Origin of the sequence: Microbacterium aurantiacum (assembly GCF_040532595.1) — a bacterium.
GTDB classification, from domain to species: domain Bacteria; phylum Actinomycetota; class Actinomycetes; order Actinomycetales; family Microbacteriaceae; genus Microbacterium; species Microbacterium chocolatum_B.
In genome coordinates this window covers 2,547,526-2,564,962 of record NZ_JBEVYX010000001.1, presented here as the reverse complement: position 1 = coordinate 2,564,962, position 17,437 = coordinate 2,547,526, and the positions used below count along the sequence as shown (strand labels likewise).

General features: G+C 71.1%; 17 protein-coding genes. 4 read left to right on the top strand and 13 right to left on the bottom strand.

All coding sequences use genetic code 11. The annotated features are described in order from the left end of the window. Both ABXJ56_RS11955 and ABXJ56_RS11950 read right to left on the bottom strand, forming a co-directional pair. Positions 1–531, bottom strand: coding sequence for a dihydrofolate reductase (locus ABXJ56_RS11955; protein WP_353999877.1), 531 nt, complete (start codon positions 529–531; stop codon positions 1–3). Then, positions 528–1,337 carry a thymidylate synthase gene (locus tag ABXJ56_RS11950; RefSeq protein WP_353999876.1) on the bottom strand — a complete coding sequence of 270 codons (810 nt, stop codon included), beginning with the start codon at positions 1,335–1,337 and terminating at the stop codon, positions 528–530. Before ABXJ56_RS11950 ends, ABXJ56_RS11955 begins: the two co-directional genes overlap by 4 nt. 76 nt (positions 1,338–1,413) lie before the next feature. On the opposite strand from ABXJ56_RS11950, the gene ABXJ56_RS11945 reads away from it, so the two are divergent. From ABXJ56_RS11945 to ABXJ56_RS11930, 4 genes are all read left to right on the top strand, one after another. Then, positions 1,414–1,851: a TlpA family protein disulfide reductase gene (locus ABXJ56_RS11945; protein WP_353999875.1), complete on the top strand. Its 438-nt coding sequence runs from the start codon at positions 1,414–1,416 to the stop codon at positions 1,849–1,851. Beyond that, positions 1,844–2,362, top strand: coding sequence for a DUF4395 domain-containing protein (locus ABXJ56_RS11940; protein WP_353999874.1), 519 nt, complete (start codon positions 1,844–1,846; stop codon positions 2,360–2,362). The genes ABXJ56_RS11945 and ABXJ56_RS11940 overlap by 8 nt, the downstream gene beginning before the upstream one ends. A 98-nt stretch (positions 2,363–2,460) precedes the next feature. Then, positions 2,461–2,886 (top strand): OsmC family protein, encoded by a 426-nt coding sequence (locus ABXJ56_RS11935; protein WP_353999873.1) that lies wholly within the window; start codon positions 2,461–2,463, stop codon positions 2,884–2,886. Then, entirely contained in the window at positions 2,879–3,787 is a 909-nt protein-coding gene (locus ABXJ56_RS11930) for a TIGR01777 family oxidoreductase (RefSeq protein WP_353999872.1), read from the top strand. Before ABXJ56_RS11935 ends, ABXJ56_RS11930 begins: the two co-directional genes overlap by 8 nt. On the opposite strand, the gene ABXJ56_RS11925 is transcribed toward ABXJ56_RS11930, so the two are convergent. From ABXJ56_RS11925 to ABXJ56_RS11875, 11 genes are all read right to left on the bottom strand, one after another. Beyond that, entirely contained in the window at positions 3,788–4,774 is a 987-nt protein-coding gene (locus ABXJ56_RS11925) for a hypothetical protein (protein ID WP_353999871.1), read from the bottom strand. It lies immediately after the preceding gene. A 51-nt stretch (positions 4,775–4,825) separates the two neighbouring features. Beyond that, complete coding sequence (locus ABXJ56_RS11920; RefSeq protein ID WP_353999870.1) at positions 4,826–6,124, bottom strand: ABC transporter permease; 1,299 nt, start codon at positions 6,122–6,124, stop codon at positions 4,826–4,828. Then, complete coding sequence (locus tag ABXJ56_RS11915) at positions 6,124–6,795, bottom strand: ABC transporter ATP-binding protein (protein ID WP_353999869.1); 672 nt, start codon at positions 6,793–6,795, stop codon at positions 6,124–6,126. The genes ABXJ56_RS11920 and ABXJ56_RS11915 overlap by 1 nt, the downstream gene beginning before the upstream one ends. Further along, positions 6,792–8,438 carry a hypothetical protein gene (locus ABXJ56_RS11910; RefSeq protein ID WP_353999868.1) on the bottom strand — a complete coding sequence of 549 codons (1,647 nt, stop codon included), beginning with the start codon at positions 8,436–8,438 and terminating at the stop codon, positions 6,792–6,794. Before ABXJ56_RS11910 ends, ABXJ56_RS11915 begins: the two co-directional genes overlap by 4 nt. 37 nt (positions 8,439–8,475) lie before the next feature. Next, the gene (locus tag ABXJ56_RS11905) at positions 8,476–9,441 is read right to left on the bottom strand and encodes a hypothetical protein (RefSeq protein ID WP_353999867.1); all 966 of its coding nucleotides are present in this window, start codon (positions 9,439–9,441) and stop codon (positions 8,476–8,478) included. Positions 9,442–9,575: 134 nt separating this feature from the next. Beyond that, on the bottom strand, positions 9,576–10,025 hold the full coding sequence (locus ABXJ56_RS11900) for a hypothetical protein (protein WP_353999866.1): 450 nt from the start codon (positions 10,023–10,025) through the stop codon (positions 9,576–9,578). Next, a complete protein-coding gene (locus ABXJ56_RS11895; protein ID WP_353999865.1) occupies positions 10,022–10,840 on the bottom strand; it encodes a 4-hydroxy-tetrahydrodipicolinate reductase in 819 nt (272 codons plus the stop codon). Before ABXJ56_RS11895 ends, ABXJ56_RS11900 begins: the two co-directional genes overlap by 4 nt. 21 nt (positions 10,841–10,861) lie before the next feature. Further along, positions 10,862–11,464 carry a histidine phosphatase family protein gene (locus tag ABXJ56_RS11890; protein WP_353999864.1) on the bottom strand — a complete coding sequence of 201 codons (603 nt, stop codon included), beginning with the start codon at positions 11,462–11,464 and terminating at the stop codon, positions 10,862–10,864. An 87-nt stretch (positions 11,465–11,551) separates the two neighbouring features. Further along, entirely contained in the window at positions 11,552–12,691 is a 1,140-nt protein-coding gene (locus tag ABXJ56_RS11885) for an aldo/keto reductase (RefSeq protein ID WP_353999863.1), read from the bottom strand. 101 nt (positions 12,692–12,792) lie between these two features. Then, on the bottom strand, positions 12,793–15,048 hold the full coding sequence (locus ABXJ56_RS11880) for a polyribonucleotide nucleotidyltransferase (protein WP_353999862.1): 2,256 nt from the start codon (positions 15,046–15,048) through the stop codon (positions 12,793–12,795). 274 nt (positions 15,049–15,322) lie between these two features. Further along, positions 15,323–17,359: a GDSL-type esterase/lipase family protein gene (locus ABXJ56_RS11875; protein ID WP_353999861.1), complete on the bottom strand. Its 2,037-nt coding sequence runs from the start codon at positions 17,357–17,359 to the stop codon at positions 15,323–15,325. Positions 17,360–17,437: the final 78 nt, after the last annotated feature.

Genomic DNA, 17,437 nt, shown 5'->3' with positions numbered 1-17,437 from the left:
TCAGGCCTCCCGGTGGAGGGTCACGAAACGATGGCGGACACCGCCCGCAGAACTGTGCCAGCCGGTGGCGGGGTCGGCCGCGACCGGCACCCATCCGGTCCGCGCCGGCGCGCGGGTGTCTCCGTCGACGGAGAGATCGAGCTCGGTCACTTCGAGCAGGTCGGCCCGGGAGATCGCCTCGCTGTACAGCTGGCCCCCGCCGATGATCCAGACGAGCTCCGATCCCGGCGCGGTCGCGGCGGCGGCGAGCGCGGCGTCCATCGAGGAGACCACCGTCGCGCCATCCGCGGAGAACCGCCGGTCCCGGGTCAGGACGATGTTCGTCCGCGCGGGGAGGGGGCGGAAGCGGTCCGGGAACGATTCCCACGTTCGCCGCCCCATGATCACCGGATGCCCGGCGGTCAGCCGCCGGAAGCGCGCGAGGTCTTCGGGTACGTGCCACGGCATCCCGCCGCCGTCGCCGATGATCCGGTCGCGGGCCTCCGCCCAGATGAGGCCGAGTCGAGGTCCGAGCGCGCCCGGCTCGCTCACACCGCCACCGCTGCGCGGATCGCCGGGTGATGCCGGTAGTCCTCGAGCACGAAGTCCTCGTACCGGTAGTCGAAGATGGAGTCGGGCCGCCGGTCCAGCCGCAGCGTCGGCAGCGGATAGGGCTCGCGGCTCAGCTGCTCGCGCACCTGCTCGCGATGGTTGTCGTAGACGTGGCAGTCGCCACCGGTCCACACGAAATCCCCCAGCTCGAGATCGGTCTGCTGGGCGATCATCATCGTGAGCAGGGCGTAGGAGGCGATGTTGAAGGGGACACCCAGGAACATGTCGGCGCTGCGCTGGTAGAGCTGGCACGACAGCTTCCCGTCCGCGACCGCGAACTGGAAGAGGGCGTGGCACGGAGCCAGCGCCATGTCCGGGATGTCGGCCGGATTCCATGCCGACACCACGAGGCGGCGCGAATCCGGGTTCAGACGGATCTGCTCGACGACGTCGGCGATCTGGTCGATCGAGCCCCCGTCGCGGGCGGGCCACGAGCGCCACTGGACGCCGTAGACCGGTCCCAGCTCGCCGTCGGTCTCCGCCCACTCGTCCCAGATCGTCACGCCGGCATCCTGCAGCCAGCGGACGTTGGACTCTCCGCGCAGGAACCACAGCAGCTCGTACGCGATCGAGCGGAAGTGCACGCGCTTGGTGGTGATGAGGGGGAATCCCTGGGAGAGGTCGAAGCGGATCTGTCGCCCGAAGACGCTGGTCGTACCGGTTCCGGTCCGATCGTCCTTATGGGTGCCGTTGTCCAGGACGTCGCGCAGGAGGTCTTCGTACGGGGTCGGGATCGGCGTGGTCACACCGGTCACGATACCCCGCCGTCATTCGACGCCACAGACGCCCCCACCCTCTTCCGCCGGGTTACGATCTCCTGTCGTGGACATCTTCCCTGCGATCATCGGCCTCATCGGCCTCGTCGCGGCGACGGCGGGTCTGGGCGCCTACCTTCGACGGCGTCCGCAGCGCGTCCGCCGCGATGTGTCGCACGAGGTCGTCGACCCGCGCCGGCTCGGCGCCGACGCACTGGGCGAATCCGCCACCCTCCTCCAGTTCTCCACGGAGATGTGCGCTCGTTGTCCGGGGGTCCATCGCATGCTCGCGCAGACCGCGGCGGCGCACCCCGGTGTCCTCCACCTCGATGTCGATCTCACCCACCGCCCCGACATCGCACGCCACTTCCACGTCCTGCAGACGCCCACGACCCTGGTGCTCGACCGCGACGGCGTGATCCGCACGCGCCTCGGCGGAGTGCCCGGCCGCGAGGTCCTCGACCTCGAACTCACCCGCCTCACCGGAGCGACCACCCGTGCCTGACACCACTCCCGCCCGCGGCCTCGACCCGCGGGGCCCCCGCGTCGCGGCGGGGATCACCTCGCTTCTGCTGCTGGTGGATATCTTCCTCGCGCTGACCGGGCTCGCCTCGTCGGCGGCGCTGTCCGCCGCGAGCGTGCCCGAGCGGATGCAGGACCCGGCGTTCCTGCTCCTCGGAGTCATCGCCGTCCTCTTCCTCTGGGGGGTGGTCTCCCCGCGCACCGCTCCCTGGGGTGTGCTCTTCCGCACGGCGATCGCCCCGCGCCTGGCACCGCCGCTCGAACGCGAGGATCCCCGTCCGCCGCGATTCGCGCAGGGCGTCGGACTGTTCGTGAGCGTGATCGGCCTGGCCCTCCAGATCGCAGGAGTCCCCTGGGGCCTCACCGTCGCCGCCACGGCCGCATTCGTCGCCGCATTCCTCAACGCCGTCTTCGGGCTGTGCCTGGGATGCCGGATGTACCTGATCCTGCAGCGCGCCGGCCTCGTTGGACGGTCACACCCCCGACCTTCCTGATTCCGGCCCGATGCGCAACCCCGCCCGCCGGGGCGACCGCGCCGTTAGGCTGACCGCACGACGCCCGATCCGCGGGCGCAGAGGACAGGGAGGTCGTCATGACCGTCACCAGCGAAGCCACCACGTCCTGGAAGGGCACGCTCGCCGAGGGCTCCGGCGAGGTCTCCTTCGTCTCCTCCGGGCTGGGCGCCTACCCGGTCAACTGGAAGGCGCGCAGCGAGGGGTCCACCTCCGTCACCACCCCCGAGGAGCTGATCGCCGCGGCGCACGCCTCCTGCTTCTCCATGGCCCTCTCCCACGCCCTCGGCCAGAACGGAACACCCCCGGAGTCGATCGAGACCACCGCGTCGGTCACCTTCGTGCCGGGCACCGGCATCTCGGGGAGCCACCTGAACGTCAACGCCGTCGTCCCGGGGCTGTCGGCGGAGGACTTCGACCGCATCGCCGGAGAGGCCAAGACCGGATGCCCGGTGTCGCAGGCACTGGCCGGCATCGAGATCACGCTCGAGGCGACGCTTGCCTGAGGATCGCCCGCTCGCCCACGTGGTGGTGGCCGGAGCGTCGGGCCTGATCGGGGGGGCCCTCCGCGCCGCCCTCGTCGCGCGCGGCGTGCGGGTGACGTCGCTTGTGCGTCGTGCGGCGACCGGGCCGGACGAGGTGCCGTGGCTCCTCGATGACGATTCCCTGGACCCGGACGTCCTCGCGGGCGCCGATGCCGTTGTCGGACTCAACGGTGCCAGCATCGGGCGGTTCCCCTGGACGCCCCGCTACAAGAACACACTGCTGTTCTCCCGCGTCACCCCGACCCGCGCCATCGCGCGCGCGGTGAAGACCCTCGGCGACGACGCGCCCGCGTTCGTCAGCGCGTCCGCCGTCGGCTACTACGGGTCGGCCCCCGACACCAGGCTCGACGAATCATCGCCCCGCGGAGAGACCTTCCTCGCCGATGTCTGCGGAGAGTGGGAGTCCGCTGCTCTCGGCGCGGGATCGCGTGCGCGGGTGGCGCTCCTGCGCACCGCCCCCGTGGTCCATCGGGACGGCGTGCTGAAGCCGCTCATGCTGCTCACCCGCTTCGGGCTGGGCGGCCCGATCGGGCGGGGGACGCAGACGTGGCCCTGGATCTCGCTGGACGACGAGATCGGCGCGATCCTCCATGTCCTCGACACACAGCTGAGCGGACCCGTCAACCTGACGGGCCCGACACGGGCGACCGCCAACGACCTCGGCTTCGCCCTCGCGGTCCGGATGAATCGACCCTTCGTCCTCCGCGCACCGGAGTGGGCGCTGCGTCTGGGGCTCGGCGCAGACGCCACCGAGGCGCTCCTGACCTGCGATGCGGATGTCGCCCCTGCGGTCCTGACGGATTCCGGCTATCGCTTCAGCCATCCCACCGTGGAGGACGCAGTCGCCGCCGCGCTCGCCTGATCAGGAACCGGCTCCCTCGGCGGCGGCGCGGTAGGCCTCGAGCTCCGCGCGGTTGTCGGCCACGAATCGCTCCTCGGCCTCGAACCTCACCTTTTCCTCGGCGGCGCGATAGTCGACCGCCTCCCGGCAGCGCGCGTCCACGTGGGCCAGAGCGGTCTCGCGCTCGCGGAGGCGTTCGATCTCCGGATTGTCCCACGCCGTCTCTCCGCCCTCGCTCACCAGCTCCTGGAGGGCGACGTTGATCTCGGAGATCGGGTCGAGCGGCGAGGCGAAGCCGTCCTCCCCCTCGTCCGCCATGCACGCGGCCCAGCGCGCGTTCAGAGCGACGATGTCCTGCTGCTCGTTGAGTTCGGCGTAGAACGCCAGAACGGCGTCGTTGAGGGCCCGGAAGCGATCACCTCTCAGGGGGTCGTCGGCCGCATCGGCGATCTCCGCCTCACCGAGGCATCCACCCTGACTTGGGTCGTACAGGCCGTCCGCGTCGTAGGCGTCCGGTGACCCGACGAGCGCTTCGTAGTACGCGGTGCGCTCGGAGTCGGTGAGCCCCTCGACGATCGCCTCGTTCGGATCGTCGGGGATCGTGACCTGCACCTGGTCGGGCCCGTCCACGATCCCGTAGCCCCAGCGATCGATCCAGTCGGGGTCGTCGAGCTCGGGAGAACCCCAGGTGTTGAAATCGAACCCGAGCGGCGTGGGCGGCGCCGGAATGTAGTCGAACCCCTGCTCCTTCATGCACTCGGCGATGACCTCTTCTCTCGCCAGAAGCCGGGCGTCCCCCGCCTCGCGCCGCTCCTGCGCGCTCATCGCCGTGCCCTCCCCCGCGAGCAGATATTCATCGATGGGCGAGACCGGCCGGTCCTGCGTTTGTGTGGCCGCCGTACATCCGCTGAGGAGGAGGATGCCGGCGAGCAGGAGTCCTGCACGCCGTCGCGAGGTCGTGCTCATCGGATCTCCTTCGATGGCGAGCGCGGGGTCGTGGGCACTCATGGGAGCGCTCCCAACGGTAGTTTAGACGACAAGTCCCGTGAGGGGAAGGTGTCAGGTCCCGCCCCGGAGGGCCGACACGGGTTCGATCGACGAAGCCCGTCGGGCCGGGAACCAGCCCGCTCCGAGGCCCACGAGCGCGCCCAGCAGGATGCCACCCACCGCGACGAGGCCGTCGACCACGGGCGTCCACTGCTGCGCCAGCGCGAACGCGACGATGCCGAGGACGGCGAGCGCCGCTCCGACCAGTCCACCCAGCAGCCCGATGACCACGGACTCGAGGACGAACTGCGCGCCGATCTGGCGCCGGGTCGCACCGAGCGCTCGGCGGAGGCCGATCTCCGGCACCCGTTCGGAGACGTTCAGCATCGTGACGTTGGCGATGCCGAGTGCCCCCGCGAGCAGGACGATGCCGCCCAGGATCAGGAAGATGACGTTGACATCGGCTTGGACGTTCGACCCCAGTTCAGATCCCGCGCTCGGGGCAGACACCTCCAGGCGTTCAGGCGCATCCGGCAGCAGGGCCAGCGCCGCCTGCGCGCCGACCTGGGCACCGGCGCCCGGAAGGATGCGGACCTGGAGATCGCCGGGTGCCGCCAGGGCGCGCTCCGCTCGGGCGGTCCCGACGGGCATCACCACGGCATCGGACAGCTCGCCACGGGACTGCAGCCCGGTGTAGATGCCCATCACGGCGTAGGCGGTGTCGCCGATGAACACGGAGGGCTGACTGTCGACTCGATTCACGCCCAGGCGCTCGGCGGCACGCTCGCCGAGCACGAGGACCCGATCCCCGCGCGCCTCGTGGCCGCCGTCGAACATGCGACCGGTGACGAGCTCGCCTCCGAGGACGTCCAGAAGCGCCGGCCCCGCCGCCACGAGCCGCGGCGAGGCGACCGCCGGTGCGGCAGGGTCGTTCACGGGGACGGCGGTGATCGCTTCTTCGGCGTCGATCGCCAGTTCGGCGATCGTCGTGGCCGCCTCGACCCCGACGAGGCGTTCCACGCGCTCGGCGGAGTCCCAGGGCAGACGGGCCGTGGCCACCGCGTCTCCGGACTGGGACTGCGCACTGCCGGGTGCCACCACGACCTGGGTGCCGCGCACGGCGTCGAACTGCCGTTGGATCTGCGTGGCCGCCGTCTGAGAGAAGCCGATGGTCGCCACGAGTGCGCCCACTCCCAGAACCGTGCCGACGAGGGTCATGATCAGCCGTGCCGGCCGCGATCCGATGTCCGCGGTGGCCTCGACGACGAGGTCCTGCACGGTGAACCGGTCGCCACGGGCGACCGGTGCCACCAGTACGCCCTCGGGTGCGGCATCCGTGATCGGCGCCCGCCGGAAGCGGGGGAGGCGCATCACGCGAGCTCCGAGATCCGGCCGTCGGAGATGCGCACGCGCCGCTCGGCCCGCTCCGCCACGGCGAGGTCGTGCGTGATCACCACCAGTGTCAGCCCATCGGCCCGAAGGTCGTCGAAGAGCTCCATCACCTCGGCGCTCGTGGCTTCGTCGAGGTTGCCGGTGGGCTCGTCGGCGAGAAGGATCCGGGGAGTGCTGACCACCGCGCGGGCGACCGCCACCCGCTGACGCTCACCCCCGGACAGGGTCGGCGGACGGAACCCGACGCGATGCCCGAGGCCGACACGGTCGAGCACCGCCCGCGCCCGCCCCTCGCGCTCGGCGCGCGGGACGCCGCTGTAGAGCATGGGCATCATCACGTTCTCCAGCACCGTCCGCCGGGGCATGAGGTGGAACGCCTGGAAAACGAAACCGATCCACTGCGCCCGCACGCGGGCACGCTCGTCGTCGTCGAGGATCCCGGTCACCACCCCGTCGATGCGGTACTCCCCCACTGTGGGACGATCGAGCAGTCCGAGCAGGTTCAGCATCGTCGACTTCCCCGAACCGCTCGGGCCCACGATCGAGACGTAATCCCCCGCCTCGACCGTGAGATTCACCGCCTTGAGCGCCTGGACCTCCGGAACCCCCGGGAAGGACCGGGTGACGTCGCGCAGTTCGATGAGACTCATCGGCCCACCACGACGAGATCGCCTTCGCTCAGCTCGCCCTCCGTCGCTGTCACCTCCACCTGTCCGCCGGCAGCCAGCCCCGGCTCCACCACGACCAGCCGCGTGTCGGCGTCCTCTCCGTCCCGCGGGTCTCCGTCGACGATCTCGACCCGCGACTCCCCGCCCGGACCCGCGGTGAGCGCCACGATCGGGACGAACAGCACATCCCCGCTCGTCGCACCCACCGGGATGGTCACGCGGACGTTGCGGCCCTGCACCTGAGCCGCCTGTTCCGCGTCCAGCGGCGCAGGCTCCAGCGTGACCGTCCAGCGGGCACCCGCGTCCGCGCCCGGGGTGAGCGCGGTGATCTCGGCTTCGTGAAGGCCGCCGTCCGGCAGGTCGAAGGTGGCCACGTCGCCGACGCTCAGGAGCGACGCGTCCGCGCTGGCCACCCCGCCCACGATCGTGGTGGAGGCGCCCGACACGATCATCGCCGCGCCCTGGAGAACCTGCCCGCGCGCGACATTGACCGCGTCCACCCGGCGCGGGAGATCGGTGAGGTACAGGACCTCGCCCGAGGGGAGCGTCGGCAGCGCGGCCTGCTGCGCGCGCTCCAGAGCCGCCCGCGCGTCGGCGAGCTGTCCGCGGGCGGCATCGACGGCGGCGCGCTGGGCCGAGACGTCGGTGCCCGCCCCCAACTGCTCCCGCTGCAGCTGCGCGAGTGCCAGCGCGTCCTCGGCGTCACCGACGGATGCCTGCCACTGAGCGACCGCCGCGGGAGTGTCCTCGGGCGGCGACGGTCGCGCCGCCCGCGCCGTGTCCAGCGCCCGGTGGGCGCTGGACACGGCGTTGTCCGCCTGCCGGACGTCCACCGCGCTCGGGCCGGACGACGCGCGAGCCAGCTCTGCTTCAGCGGCGGCGAGGGACTGCTCGCTCGCCGCCACGGCATCCTGCGCGGCTTCGCGCCCCTCCTGGGCACCCTCCGGGAGAGGTGGAGCGGGATACCCGACTCGTGCGTACAGCTCGGTCACCGCCGCGGCGGCGGCCCCGTCGAACACGTCCGACGCCGGATCGCCGGCGTCGATGCCCACCGACGCCATCGCCGCCTTGAACTGCGCCACGTCCGGACCCGACATCCCGAACACGAGGGTCCGGTACGCGGGAAGCTCGCCCGGCAGGACGATGACGGGTCGGCCCGCCACGGCGAGCGCCACCGAGAGCGCCTCCAGCTCCGTCCCCACCTCGGGAACCGCGCCGGTGACCACCGCAGGACCGCCGAGGGACGCGGTGTCGATCGTGACCTCGACCGCGTCCGCGTACCCCACGTCGCCCCGGATGGTCACGTCGTTGCTGAGCACGCCGAACTCCACCGGCACGGTGACGAGCCCGGGTGCGGGGGCGTCCGCCGCTGTGGCGTCCGCGGGGACCACGAAGCGCCCGATGAGGAGCCCCGCGACGAGGGCGACGACGGCGGCGGCGGCGACGATCCACAGCGGTCGATTCGATCGGAGGACCCTGCTCCAGCCGGACCGCTCGGCGCTCTGGTCTCCCGGCGCGTCATCCGCGGGTTCGCTCAGCAGGTCGCCCACCTCCTCGCCCGCGGTCGGTCGGCCCTCCTCGGGCGTCGGGGCGACCATGTCGTCGGCCCCGTCTCGGTCGGTCATCGGCCCGCACCCGTCTGCGGCCGGCGTCGGGTCCGCATCAGGAACGCTGCTCCGCCGCGGCCTTCAACGCATCCAGCTCCGCCTGGTGATCGGCGATGAACTGCTCCTCCAGGGCGACCACGACGTCCTGACGGCGCTCCCGATAGTCGGTGCTCTCCCGGCAGTCGAGGTCGACGAGAGCGAGTTCGACCTCGCGGTCGGCGATCTCGTCGAGCGCCGGGTCATCCTCGATCCACTCCGTCTGGCTCTCGTAGTAGGTGTTCAGCTCGTCGCTGATGCTGGTCAGGGCTTCGCTCTGGCGCGCGAACCCGCCGTGGCCGGCATCCGCCATGCACGCAGCCCACTCGGCGTCGACGTCGGCCATGCCGGACGCAGAATCCAGATCGGTGTAGAACTGGTTGATCTCCTCCATGAGCGGCGCGAACTCCTCCGACATGATCGGATTGTCGCCGTCCAACTCGTTCTGCGCCCAGCCGTAGCAGCCGGAGGTCTCCCAGCTCCATTCGTAGGAACCGTCCTCGTTCAGCTCCTCCTCGGGGACCGGCGGACCGTGCAGGGCCTCGTAGAACGCGGTCTGTTCCGAGGGGGTGAGCGAGGCGACGTACTCCTGGTTGGGGTCTTCGTAGACCTCCTCCATGTCAGGCTGGTCGTCCATGCCGGGCCACCGCACCATGCCGTACCCGTACTGCGCCACCCATTCGCGCTCGTCGGGCTGCCATTCCTCCCCCGAGGAGAACGACGTACCGGTGGAGACGTTGGGTGCGTAGTCGAAGCCCTGCTCCTTCATGCAGGTCGCCATCAGCTCCTCCCGCTCCCGGTTCTCCTCCTCGTAGGCGGCCGCCTGCTCCTCCTCGCTGAGGTCTCCGCCCCACAGCGCCGACAGGTACTCGCCGAGCGGCGACTCCGCCGTCGCGTCGGCATCGTCGGATGCGGCGGTGCAGCCGGTCAGGACGAGAAGGAGGGCAGCGGCTCCGGCCACCGGGTGAACGCGTGATATCTGCATGAGCGAGAGACTTTCCGTGTGAGCGCGTACCGTACTCGCGCCACGATAGCCGGGACATGTCTCGAGCGACATCCTTCCGGAGATGTATCCGGCCTCCCCCGCTCGTGGGATGCCGAGTCCACGATCCAGTCCGATCAGGCGCGGCGACTGCCCCGTTCGAGGCGGATCGCCGCGCGGACGGCCTCGCGGGCGCGGCGGCGATCGCCGGCCGCGTCGTACGCCAGACCGAGGCGATACCAGGCGCGCCAGTCGTCCGGATGCGCGGTGACGTCGTCGCGGAACTGCGGGAACAGCTCCTCCCCCTCGCTGCGTACGATGCGGCCGCTCGGCCGAACGGCGACGGTGGCGTCGGGGAGGCCGTCTTCGTCCTCCAGGGCACGGCCGAGCCGCTCCGCCCGCACGCCGAACCAGAGTTCGCGACCCAGTGCCCATACCGCCAGAAGCGGAAGCACGACGAGGGCGATGCCCATCGCGATGCCGACGGGGTCGCCCGATGCGAGGAAGATCACCGCCCGCTGACCGACGAGGACGATGTAGAGACCGAGGGCCACGGCCATGACGGCCACGCCGATGCGGGCGCTCATGCTCCGGTGGCTCGGGCGACCTGCCCGGGGGCGCCGCCGTCGTCCACGCCGCCGTCGCCGGCATCGTCGGCGGCAGGGCGACGGATGCCGATGTCGATGAGGCTGTCGAGGCCGACCGTCACTCCCCGCAGGTCGCGGATGGCGCTCAGTGCGAGCCGGATGCCGGGCCCGTACGCCTCGGCGGGCTCGACGGTGTCGTGGACGATCGAGAGGGCTTCCCCGGGACCGGAGAGGATCGTCTCCTGACGCGCGACCACGCCCGGCCGCCGGAGCGAATGCACCGGGACGCTCGCGACCCGCTGACCGCGGGCTCGCTGATCGACGTGCGGCGCGACCACCGGACCGACCTCGCGACGCGCGGCCGCGATGAGCTCCGCCGTGCGCACCGCGGTTCCGCTCGGCGAGTCGATCTTCGTCTCGCGATGGGCTTCGACGATCTCCACCGATGGGAAGAAGGGAGCAGCGGCGGCGGCCAGCGCCGAGCCGAGGACGGAGCCGAGGGAGAAGTTCGGGACGAAGAGCACCCCGATCCCCGAGGCCTGGATCGCGGGGCGGACGAGGGCGATCCGCTCGGCCGACCATCCGGACGTGCCGACGATGACGTCGATCCCCCGTTCGGCCGACGCACGCACGACGTCGATGGACACGGCCGGCACCGACGCGTCGACGACCAGATCGGCGCCGGCGAGGTCGTCCAGCGAGGACCGGGAGGTCAGCACCGCGCAGATCTCGTAGTCCGCCTCCGCCTCGAGGACATCGCGGATGATGCGTCCGAGTTTGCCGGTGCCGCCCACGATGGCCACGCGCGTCGTCATGGGCTCCATCCTAGGCGCGGCTCAGAATGCGTACGGCTCGGGGAGCCCGGTCCGCATCTCCACCGGGAGGTGAGCGGTGTCGTTGTGCGAGAGCACGGTCCACGGCCGCCCCTGCTTCTGGGCGAGCACCGTCAGTCCGCAGTGCGCCTGGTTCAGGGTCATCCACCGCCACTCCGGCGCTTGCAGCACCTCGCGCACGAACCACGCGATGACGAAGTTGTGGGTGATGAGGAGCTCGTGCACGTCCTCGGTCCGGCGGACGAGGAACGCGCTGACCGCGTCGTCCATCTGGGCGCGCCCCGCCTCGACCTCCGCCTCGGTGATGGAGCCGAAGAACGGCTCGAACACCGACGGGGTCTCCGGGGTCATCCCCGTCGGGATGCAGTCGAACAGCAGAGCGGACGGCTGCGGAGACACCGACGGCATGCGCTCGGCGACGGCGTCCGCCGTCTGACTGGCGCGCATGAGCGGAGAGTGCCACACGGCGTCGAACGGCACGCCGGACAGGCGGTCGGCGAGGAGGGACGCCTGCCGGCGACCGCGCGGGGAGAGGGGTCCGTCGATGAGTCCGTGCTCGGCGTCCTGGTGTTCGCCGTGCCGCACGAGGTAGATGTAGTGCGTCACGCTGCTCACTTCGTCGGGGATCCGGTGCCCGGGGGCACGTCTTCCACCCTATGTCAGAGGGCGCGGATGCTGCACGCCCACCCCGCTCTACTGCGAGGCCCGCGCGATCTCGGCCAGCTGGGCGCGGCTGAGACGCACTCCCACACCCTGCACCAGCTCTTCGACGTGAGACGGCGCGTACGCGTTCACGATCGGCGCCGTCACGAGGCGCTGGGCGAGCAGCCACGCCACCGCGACCGCTGCATCGGGCACGCCGAGCTCGACCCCGACCTCATCGAGAGCACGGAGCGTCCGCGACCCGCGCCGGTTCAGGTGCGCCGCCATCTGCGCACCGCGCACCGACAGCCCGGTACGCACCCGGGAGCGATGCCGACCCGAGAGGAAGCCGTGCTCGAGCGCATGGCTCGGGGTCACCGCCATCCCCTGCGCGCCGGCGACGAGCCGGAGGTCCGCGTCGAACTCGTGACGGCGGAGCACGTTGAAGGGCACGTCCAGGACGGTCAGGCGGGGGTATCCCGCCGAGGAGAGGATGCGCGCTTCGACCAGCTGGGCGGCGGTGTAGCCGGCGGCGCCCACGGTGCGGACCTTCCCCGACTCCACCAGCCACTCGACCGTGGCCAGTGTGTCCTCGAGCGCCGTCGCGGAGTCGGTCACGGCGTCCAGGGTGAGCACGTCGATCCGATCCGTCTCCAGGCGCGCGAGCGACGCCTCGACGGCACGGACGAGACTCACCGGTCCGAGACCGGGATTGTCGGGGTGCCCTCCGACTTTGACCGTGAGGACGATGTCGTCCCGGACGCCGCGAGAGCGCAGCCACTGACCGATGATGTGCTCGCTGCGCCCGGCGGAGTACGCGTCCGACGTGTGCACGGCGTTGCCGCCCCGCAGGAGGTAGGCGTCGAGGATCTCATGGCTGGACTCGAGGTCGACGTTCCAGCCGAACTCCGCTCCTCCGAGGACGAGTGGGAAGACAGACAGTCCGCTCTCGCCGAGACCGACGCGGACCGCGGAGCCCACGGGAGGGCCCTGCACGGGGATCGGCGCGGACGGGTGGGCGATCCCCTGGTCGACAGGCTGGCGCACCGCGTGCTCGGTGGGCGTGTGCGACTGCGTGTGCACCACCTGCCACCCCCTCACGACGAGCTGCGACAGGTGCGCAGCGACCGTGTCCGCAGCCCCCCGGCGCGTTCTTCGAGAGTAGGCCAGACGTGCGACATCGGCGGCCATTGCGGCAGACAGTCCGTGAACATCGCATAACGGTTGGGTCACGACCGCACGCACGACGCCCGCCCCGCGAGCGGCGGGACGGGCGTCGTGCGTGCGGAGGATCAGGCTTCGGCGGGCGCCTCTGCGGCGTCCGCGGCGGCCTCTTCGACCACGGGCTCCAGCGAGAGCTTGCCGCGGTCGTCGATCTTCGTGATGCGCACGAGGAGCTTCTGACCGACGCCGAGGACGTCTTCGACGTTCTCGACGCGCTTGCCGCCGGCCAGCTTGCGGACCTCGCTGACGTGCAGCAGACCGTCCTTGCCCGGCAGGAGCGAGATGAAGGCCCCGAAGGTCGCGATCTTCACCACGGTGCCCAGGAACTGCTCGCCGACCTCGGGGTTGGTCGGGTTGGCGATGGCGTTGACCTGCGCGCGTGCCGCCTCAGCAGCCGGGCCGTCGGTCGCGCCGATGTAGACGGTGCCGTCCTCTTCGATCGAGATCTGCGCGCCCGTCTCGTCCTGGATCGCGTTGATCGTCTTGCCCTTGGGGCCGATCAGCTCGCCGATCTTGTCGACGGGGATCTGCACGCTGATCACGCGGGGCGCGGTCGGTGCCATCTCGTCCGGCCCGTCGATCGCGGCGGTGAGGACGTCGAGGATCGTCATACGGGCGTCCTTGGCCTGCGTGAGGGCGGCCGCGAGGACACTCGAGGGGATGCCGTCGAGCTTCGTGTCCAGCTGGATCGCCGTGACGAACTCGCTGGTTCCGGCGACCTTGAAGTCCATGTCGCCCAGGGCGTCCTCCGCGCCGAGGATGTCGGTGAGCGCGGCGTACCGCGTCTGCCCGTCGACCTCGTCGGTGACCAGACCCATCGCGATGCCCGCGACGGGGGCGCGCAGCGGCACGCCCGCGTTCAGCAGCGACAGGGTCGACGCGCAGACCGACCCCATCGAGGTCGAGCCGTTCGACCCGAGGGCCTCGGAGACCTGACGGATCGCGTAGGGGAACTCCTCGCGGCTGGGCAGCACCGGCACGAGTGCGCGCTCGGCGAGGAAGCCGTGCCCGATCTCGCGACGCTTGGGGCTGCCCACGCGACCGGTCTCGCCGGTCGAGTACGGCGGGAAGTTGTAGTGGTGCATGTAGCGCTTGCTGGTCGTGGGCGACAGCGAGTCGATCTGCTGCTCCATCTTCAGCATGTTCAGCGTCGTGACCCCGAGGATCTGGGTCTCGCCGCGCTGGAAGATCGCCGAACCGTGCACGCGCGGGATCACCTGGACCTCGGCATCCAGCGGACGGATGTCGGCGAGGCCGCGGCCGTCCATGCGGACGCCCTCGGCGAGGATGCGACCCCGGACGATGGTCTTCGTCACCGACTTGTAGGCGGCAGCGAACTCGAGGGTCGCCACCGCGGGCAGCTCACCGGACTCGACGGCGGCGAGGAGCTCGGCCTTGACGCGCTCCTTGATCTCGTCGTCGGCGTTCTGACGCTCGACCTTGTCGGCGATCTGGTACACCGGCACCAGCGCGTCGTACGCGCGGTGGGCGACGAAGTCGTAGGTCTGCTGCGAGTAGGGAAGGAAGACCGGGAACTCCTTGATCTCCTTCGCCGCGGCGCTCGCGACCGTGTTCTGGGCTTCCACCAGCTGCTTGATGAAGGGCTTCGCGGCCTCGAGTCCCTGCGCGACGACCTCTTCGCTGGGCTTGGTCGCGCCGGCCTTGATGAGGTTCCAGCTGTGCTCGGTGGCCTCGGCCTCGACCATCATGATGGCCACCTCGCCGTCGGGCAGCACACGACCGGCGACGATCAGGTCGAACACGGCATCCTCGAGCTGCTCGGCCTTGGGGAATGCGATCCACTGATCCTCGGTGCCGCCCTGACCCGGGATGAGCGCGAGGCGGACACCGGCGATGGGGCCGGAGAACGGCAGCCCCGAGATCTGGGTCGACAGCGACGCCGCGTTGATGGCGAGGGCGTCGTAGAACTCGCCGGGCGCGATGGAGAGCACCGTCACGACGATCTGGACCTCGTTGCGCAGGCCCTCGACGAACGAGGGGCGCAGCGGACGGTCGATCAGACGGCAGACGAGGATCGCCTCGGTGGACGGGCGCCCCTCACGGCGGAAGAACGAGCCGGGGATCTTGCCCGCGGCGTACGAACGCTCCTCGACGTCGACGGTCAGCGGGAAGAAGTCGAAGCCCTCCCGCGGGTGCTTGCCCGCGCTCGTGGCCGACAGCAGCATCGTCTCTTCGTCGATGTAGGCCGCGACGGCTCCCTGCGCCTGCTGCGCGAGGCGACCGGTCTCGAACCGGACCGTGCGGGTTCCGAAACGTCCGTTGTCGAGGACGGCTTCGGCGAAAGTGATTTCCGGACCTTCCAAGAGGTCCCTCCTTCTTTGTTTAGACTCGCGCACGCGTTTCGCGCGCGAGATCGTGCGAAGGAGCAGGAACAGGCAGATCTCGGCGCGCAGGTGTCCCCCGCGTACTCGCCAGCGCTGGCCACCAGTAGAAATCCACCCGGCGCGCGTGCGACGAGGAGACCACCACAGGGGACCAGCTTCCTGCCGGCCTGCTCCGTGAGCTCATATGGAATTGAGCGGCCGCCGGAGCGACCGGAGCCAGCGTACCAGGGCGGACCTGACCGCGCCGTGCACGTCACCCGGAGTGCGGCGCCGCCGCCCGGCCGCGGCGCCCGACGAGGACGTAATCGTCGTGCTTGGCACGGACGCCGTCCCCCGCCGTGCGCCCGCGCATACGCCGCCAGACCCACGGGAGGGCGTGCACCGTCATCCACGCCCCGGATGCCGGAGGGTCGAAGGTCTCGTGGAGAGCCGCCTCCAGCTCTCCCAGAGCCTCGGCATCGGGCACGCCGAGGACATCCGCGGCGCGATAGGCGAGGAAGCGGTGCCCCCGAGAGCGAAGGTGCACACGGTCGTCCGCCCACATGGCGGGGTCGCCGATCTCCGGGAGCGCCTCGAGATCCAGCAGCATCGCTCCCGTCTCGGCGGCGATGCTGCGCAGCTCCGAGGCGAACACCGCGAATCGCCGTCCGAAGATGCGCGCCGCCCGGCGCCGGGGCAGGAAGGGAGTGACCAGGAGCACATCGGCGCCCGACGCCCGCAACGTCTCCACGGATGCACGCAGCTCCCGGGCGAGGCGTACCGGATCCGCCGCGTGCCCCACGAGGTCGTTCGCGCCCATGAACACCGACACGAGGTCGGGACGCAACTCCAGAGCGCGAGGGACCTGATCCGCGGTGAGGTCGCGGACGCGCCGACTGCGGACCGCCAGGTTCGCGTACCTCAGTCCGACTCCGTCGTCGCCGGCATGGGCGAGGAGCTGCGCGAGCCGGTCGGCCCACCCCCGGTAGCGGCCCCGCGGTTCCCGAGAGCTGTCGCACAGCCCCTCGGTCAGAGAGTCGCCGAGGGCGACGTAGCGGCGCCACGGCAACGAGGAGCGCACCGCGGAGCGGACCACGGGGGACGGCGCCGCGGGACGTGTGCCCGCGCGGCGCAGGAGCGCATCGTCGATCGGGCGGAGCGCCTGCGCGTCCCGGTAGTGCCCGAGGAGTTCTCCGACGCGCGCCGCCCACGATCGCGACCGCACGGACTCCCTGGCGGCGAGGGCGAAGGCGCGACGCTTGCCGGCGTCACCGGCCAGGTCCACGACCCGCGCGCGCAGATCGCCGAGGTCGCCCGGCCGATACAGCCATCCGTCGACGCTCGAGCGCACGAGGTCGACGGGCCCACCGGTACCGGTGGCCACGACCGGAACACCGGATGCGAGCGCTTCCTGGATCGTCTGGCCGAAGGTCTCGCTCTCTCCGGGGTGCACGAAGACGTCGAACGCCGCGAGGGTGCGCGCCAGCTCCTCCCCGGCGAGGTGCCCGGTGAACACCGCCGACGGCATCGCCCGCTCGAGAGCGGATCGTGACGGACCGTCGCCGACGACCACGACCCGCGCTCCGGGGATGTCGCAGAGGACGCGGAGATCCTCCACCTGCTTCTCGGGTGCGAGGCGGCCGACGTAGCCGATCACGAGGTCGCCGCCCGCCAGGCGCGCGCGCACGCCCTCGTCGCGCCGGTGCGGGGCGAAAAGGTCGGCATCGACGCCCCTCCCCCAGTGCCGAAGACGGTCGACGCCGAGCTCCTCGAGCTGCCGGAGCGACGCGGTGGAGGGCGCGAGCGTCAGCGTCGCCCGGCGGTGCAGGCGCGCGGTGTGCTGTTCCACGAGGGAGGTCGCGTGAGGAAGTCCGTACCGGCGTGCGTAGGCGACGACATCCGTCTGGTAGATCGCGACCGTCGGCACGCGCAGGGTGTCGGCGGCGGCGGCACCCTGCCATCCGAGCACGAACGGCGAAGCGAGGTGGACCACGTCCGGCTCGAAAGCGCGGAGGATCGTCACCAGACGCGCCGCCCGGGCGAACACCACGCGCACCTGCGGATACCCGGGGAGCGGCACCGACCGCAGCAGGGCCGTCCGGGCACCGTACAGCGGAGCTCCGGCCGCAGACGTCCGGAGTGCCGCCGAGACGCCGTGGCCGGCGCTCGGGTCGTCCGCATCATCGGACCGGGGCGCGATGACGAGCGTCTGGTGTCCGGCGTCCGAGAGGTGGCGCAGGACGTGCAGAACGGAACCGGTGACGCCGTTCATATGCGGAAGGAAGGACTCGGCCAGGAGCGCGACTCTCACAAGACCAGGGTGACCTCGCGGCACCCCGGGCGAAGGCTCTTCCGCGCAGGTTTCCGACACTGTTCATCCTCTGCTCCC

What these genes read in the sequence shown, in the direction of transcription:
- ABXJ56_RS11935 (WP_353999873.1), top strand. Translation starts at nt 2,461, where the DNA reads ATGACCGTCACCAGCGAAGCCACCACGTCCTGGAAGGGCACGCTCGCC.
- ABXJ56_RS11925 (WP_353999871.1), bottom strand. Translation starts at nt 4,774, where the DNA reads ATGAGTGCCCACGACCCCGCGCTCGCCATCGAAGGAGATCCGATGAGC.
- ABXJ56_RS11920 (WP_353999870.1), bottom strand. Translation starts at nt 6,124, where the DNA reads ATGCGCCTCCCCCGCTTCCGGCGGGCGCCGATCACGGATGCCGCACCC.
- ABXJ56_RS11915 (WP_353999869.1), bottom strand. Translation starts at nt 6,795, where the DNA reads ATGAGTCTCATCGAACTGCGCGACGTCACCCGGTCCTTCCCGGGGGTT.
- ABXJ56_RS11910 (WP_353999868.1), bottom strand. Translation starts at nt 8,438, where the DNA reads ATGACCGACCGAGACGGGGCCGACGACATGGTCGCCCCGACGCCCGAG.
- ABXJ56_RS11905 (WP_353999867.1), bottom strand. Translation starts at nt 9,441, where the DNA reads ATGCAGATATCACGCGTTCACCCGGTGGCCGGAGCCGCTGCCCTCCTT.
- ABXJ56_RS11900 (WP_353999866.1), bottom strand. Translation starts at nt 10,025, where the DNA reads ATGAGCGCCCGCATCGGCGTGGCCGTCATGGCCGTGGCCCTCGGTCTC.
- ABXJ56_RS11895 (WP_353999865.1), bottom strand. Translation starts at nt 10,840, where the DNA reads ATGACGACGCGCGTGGCCATCGTGGGCGGCACCGGCAAACTCGGACGC.
- ABXJ56_RS11885 (WP_353999863.1), bottom strand. Translation starts at nt 12,691, where the DNA reads ATGGCCGCCGATGTCGCACGTCTGGCCTACTCTCGAAGAACGCGCCGG.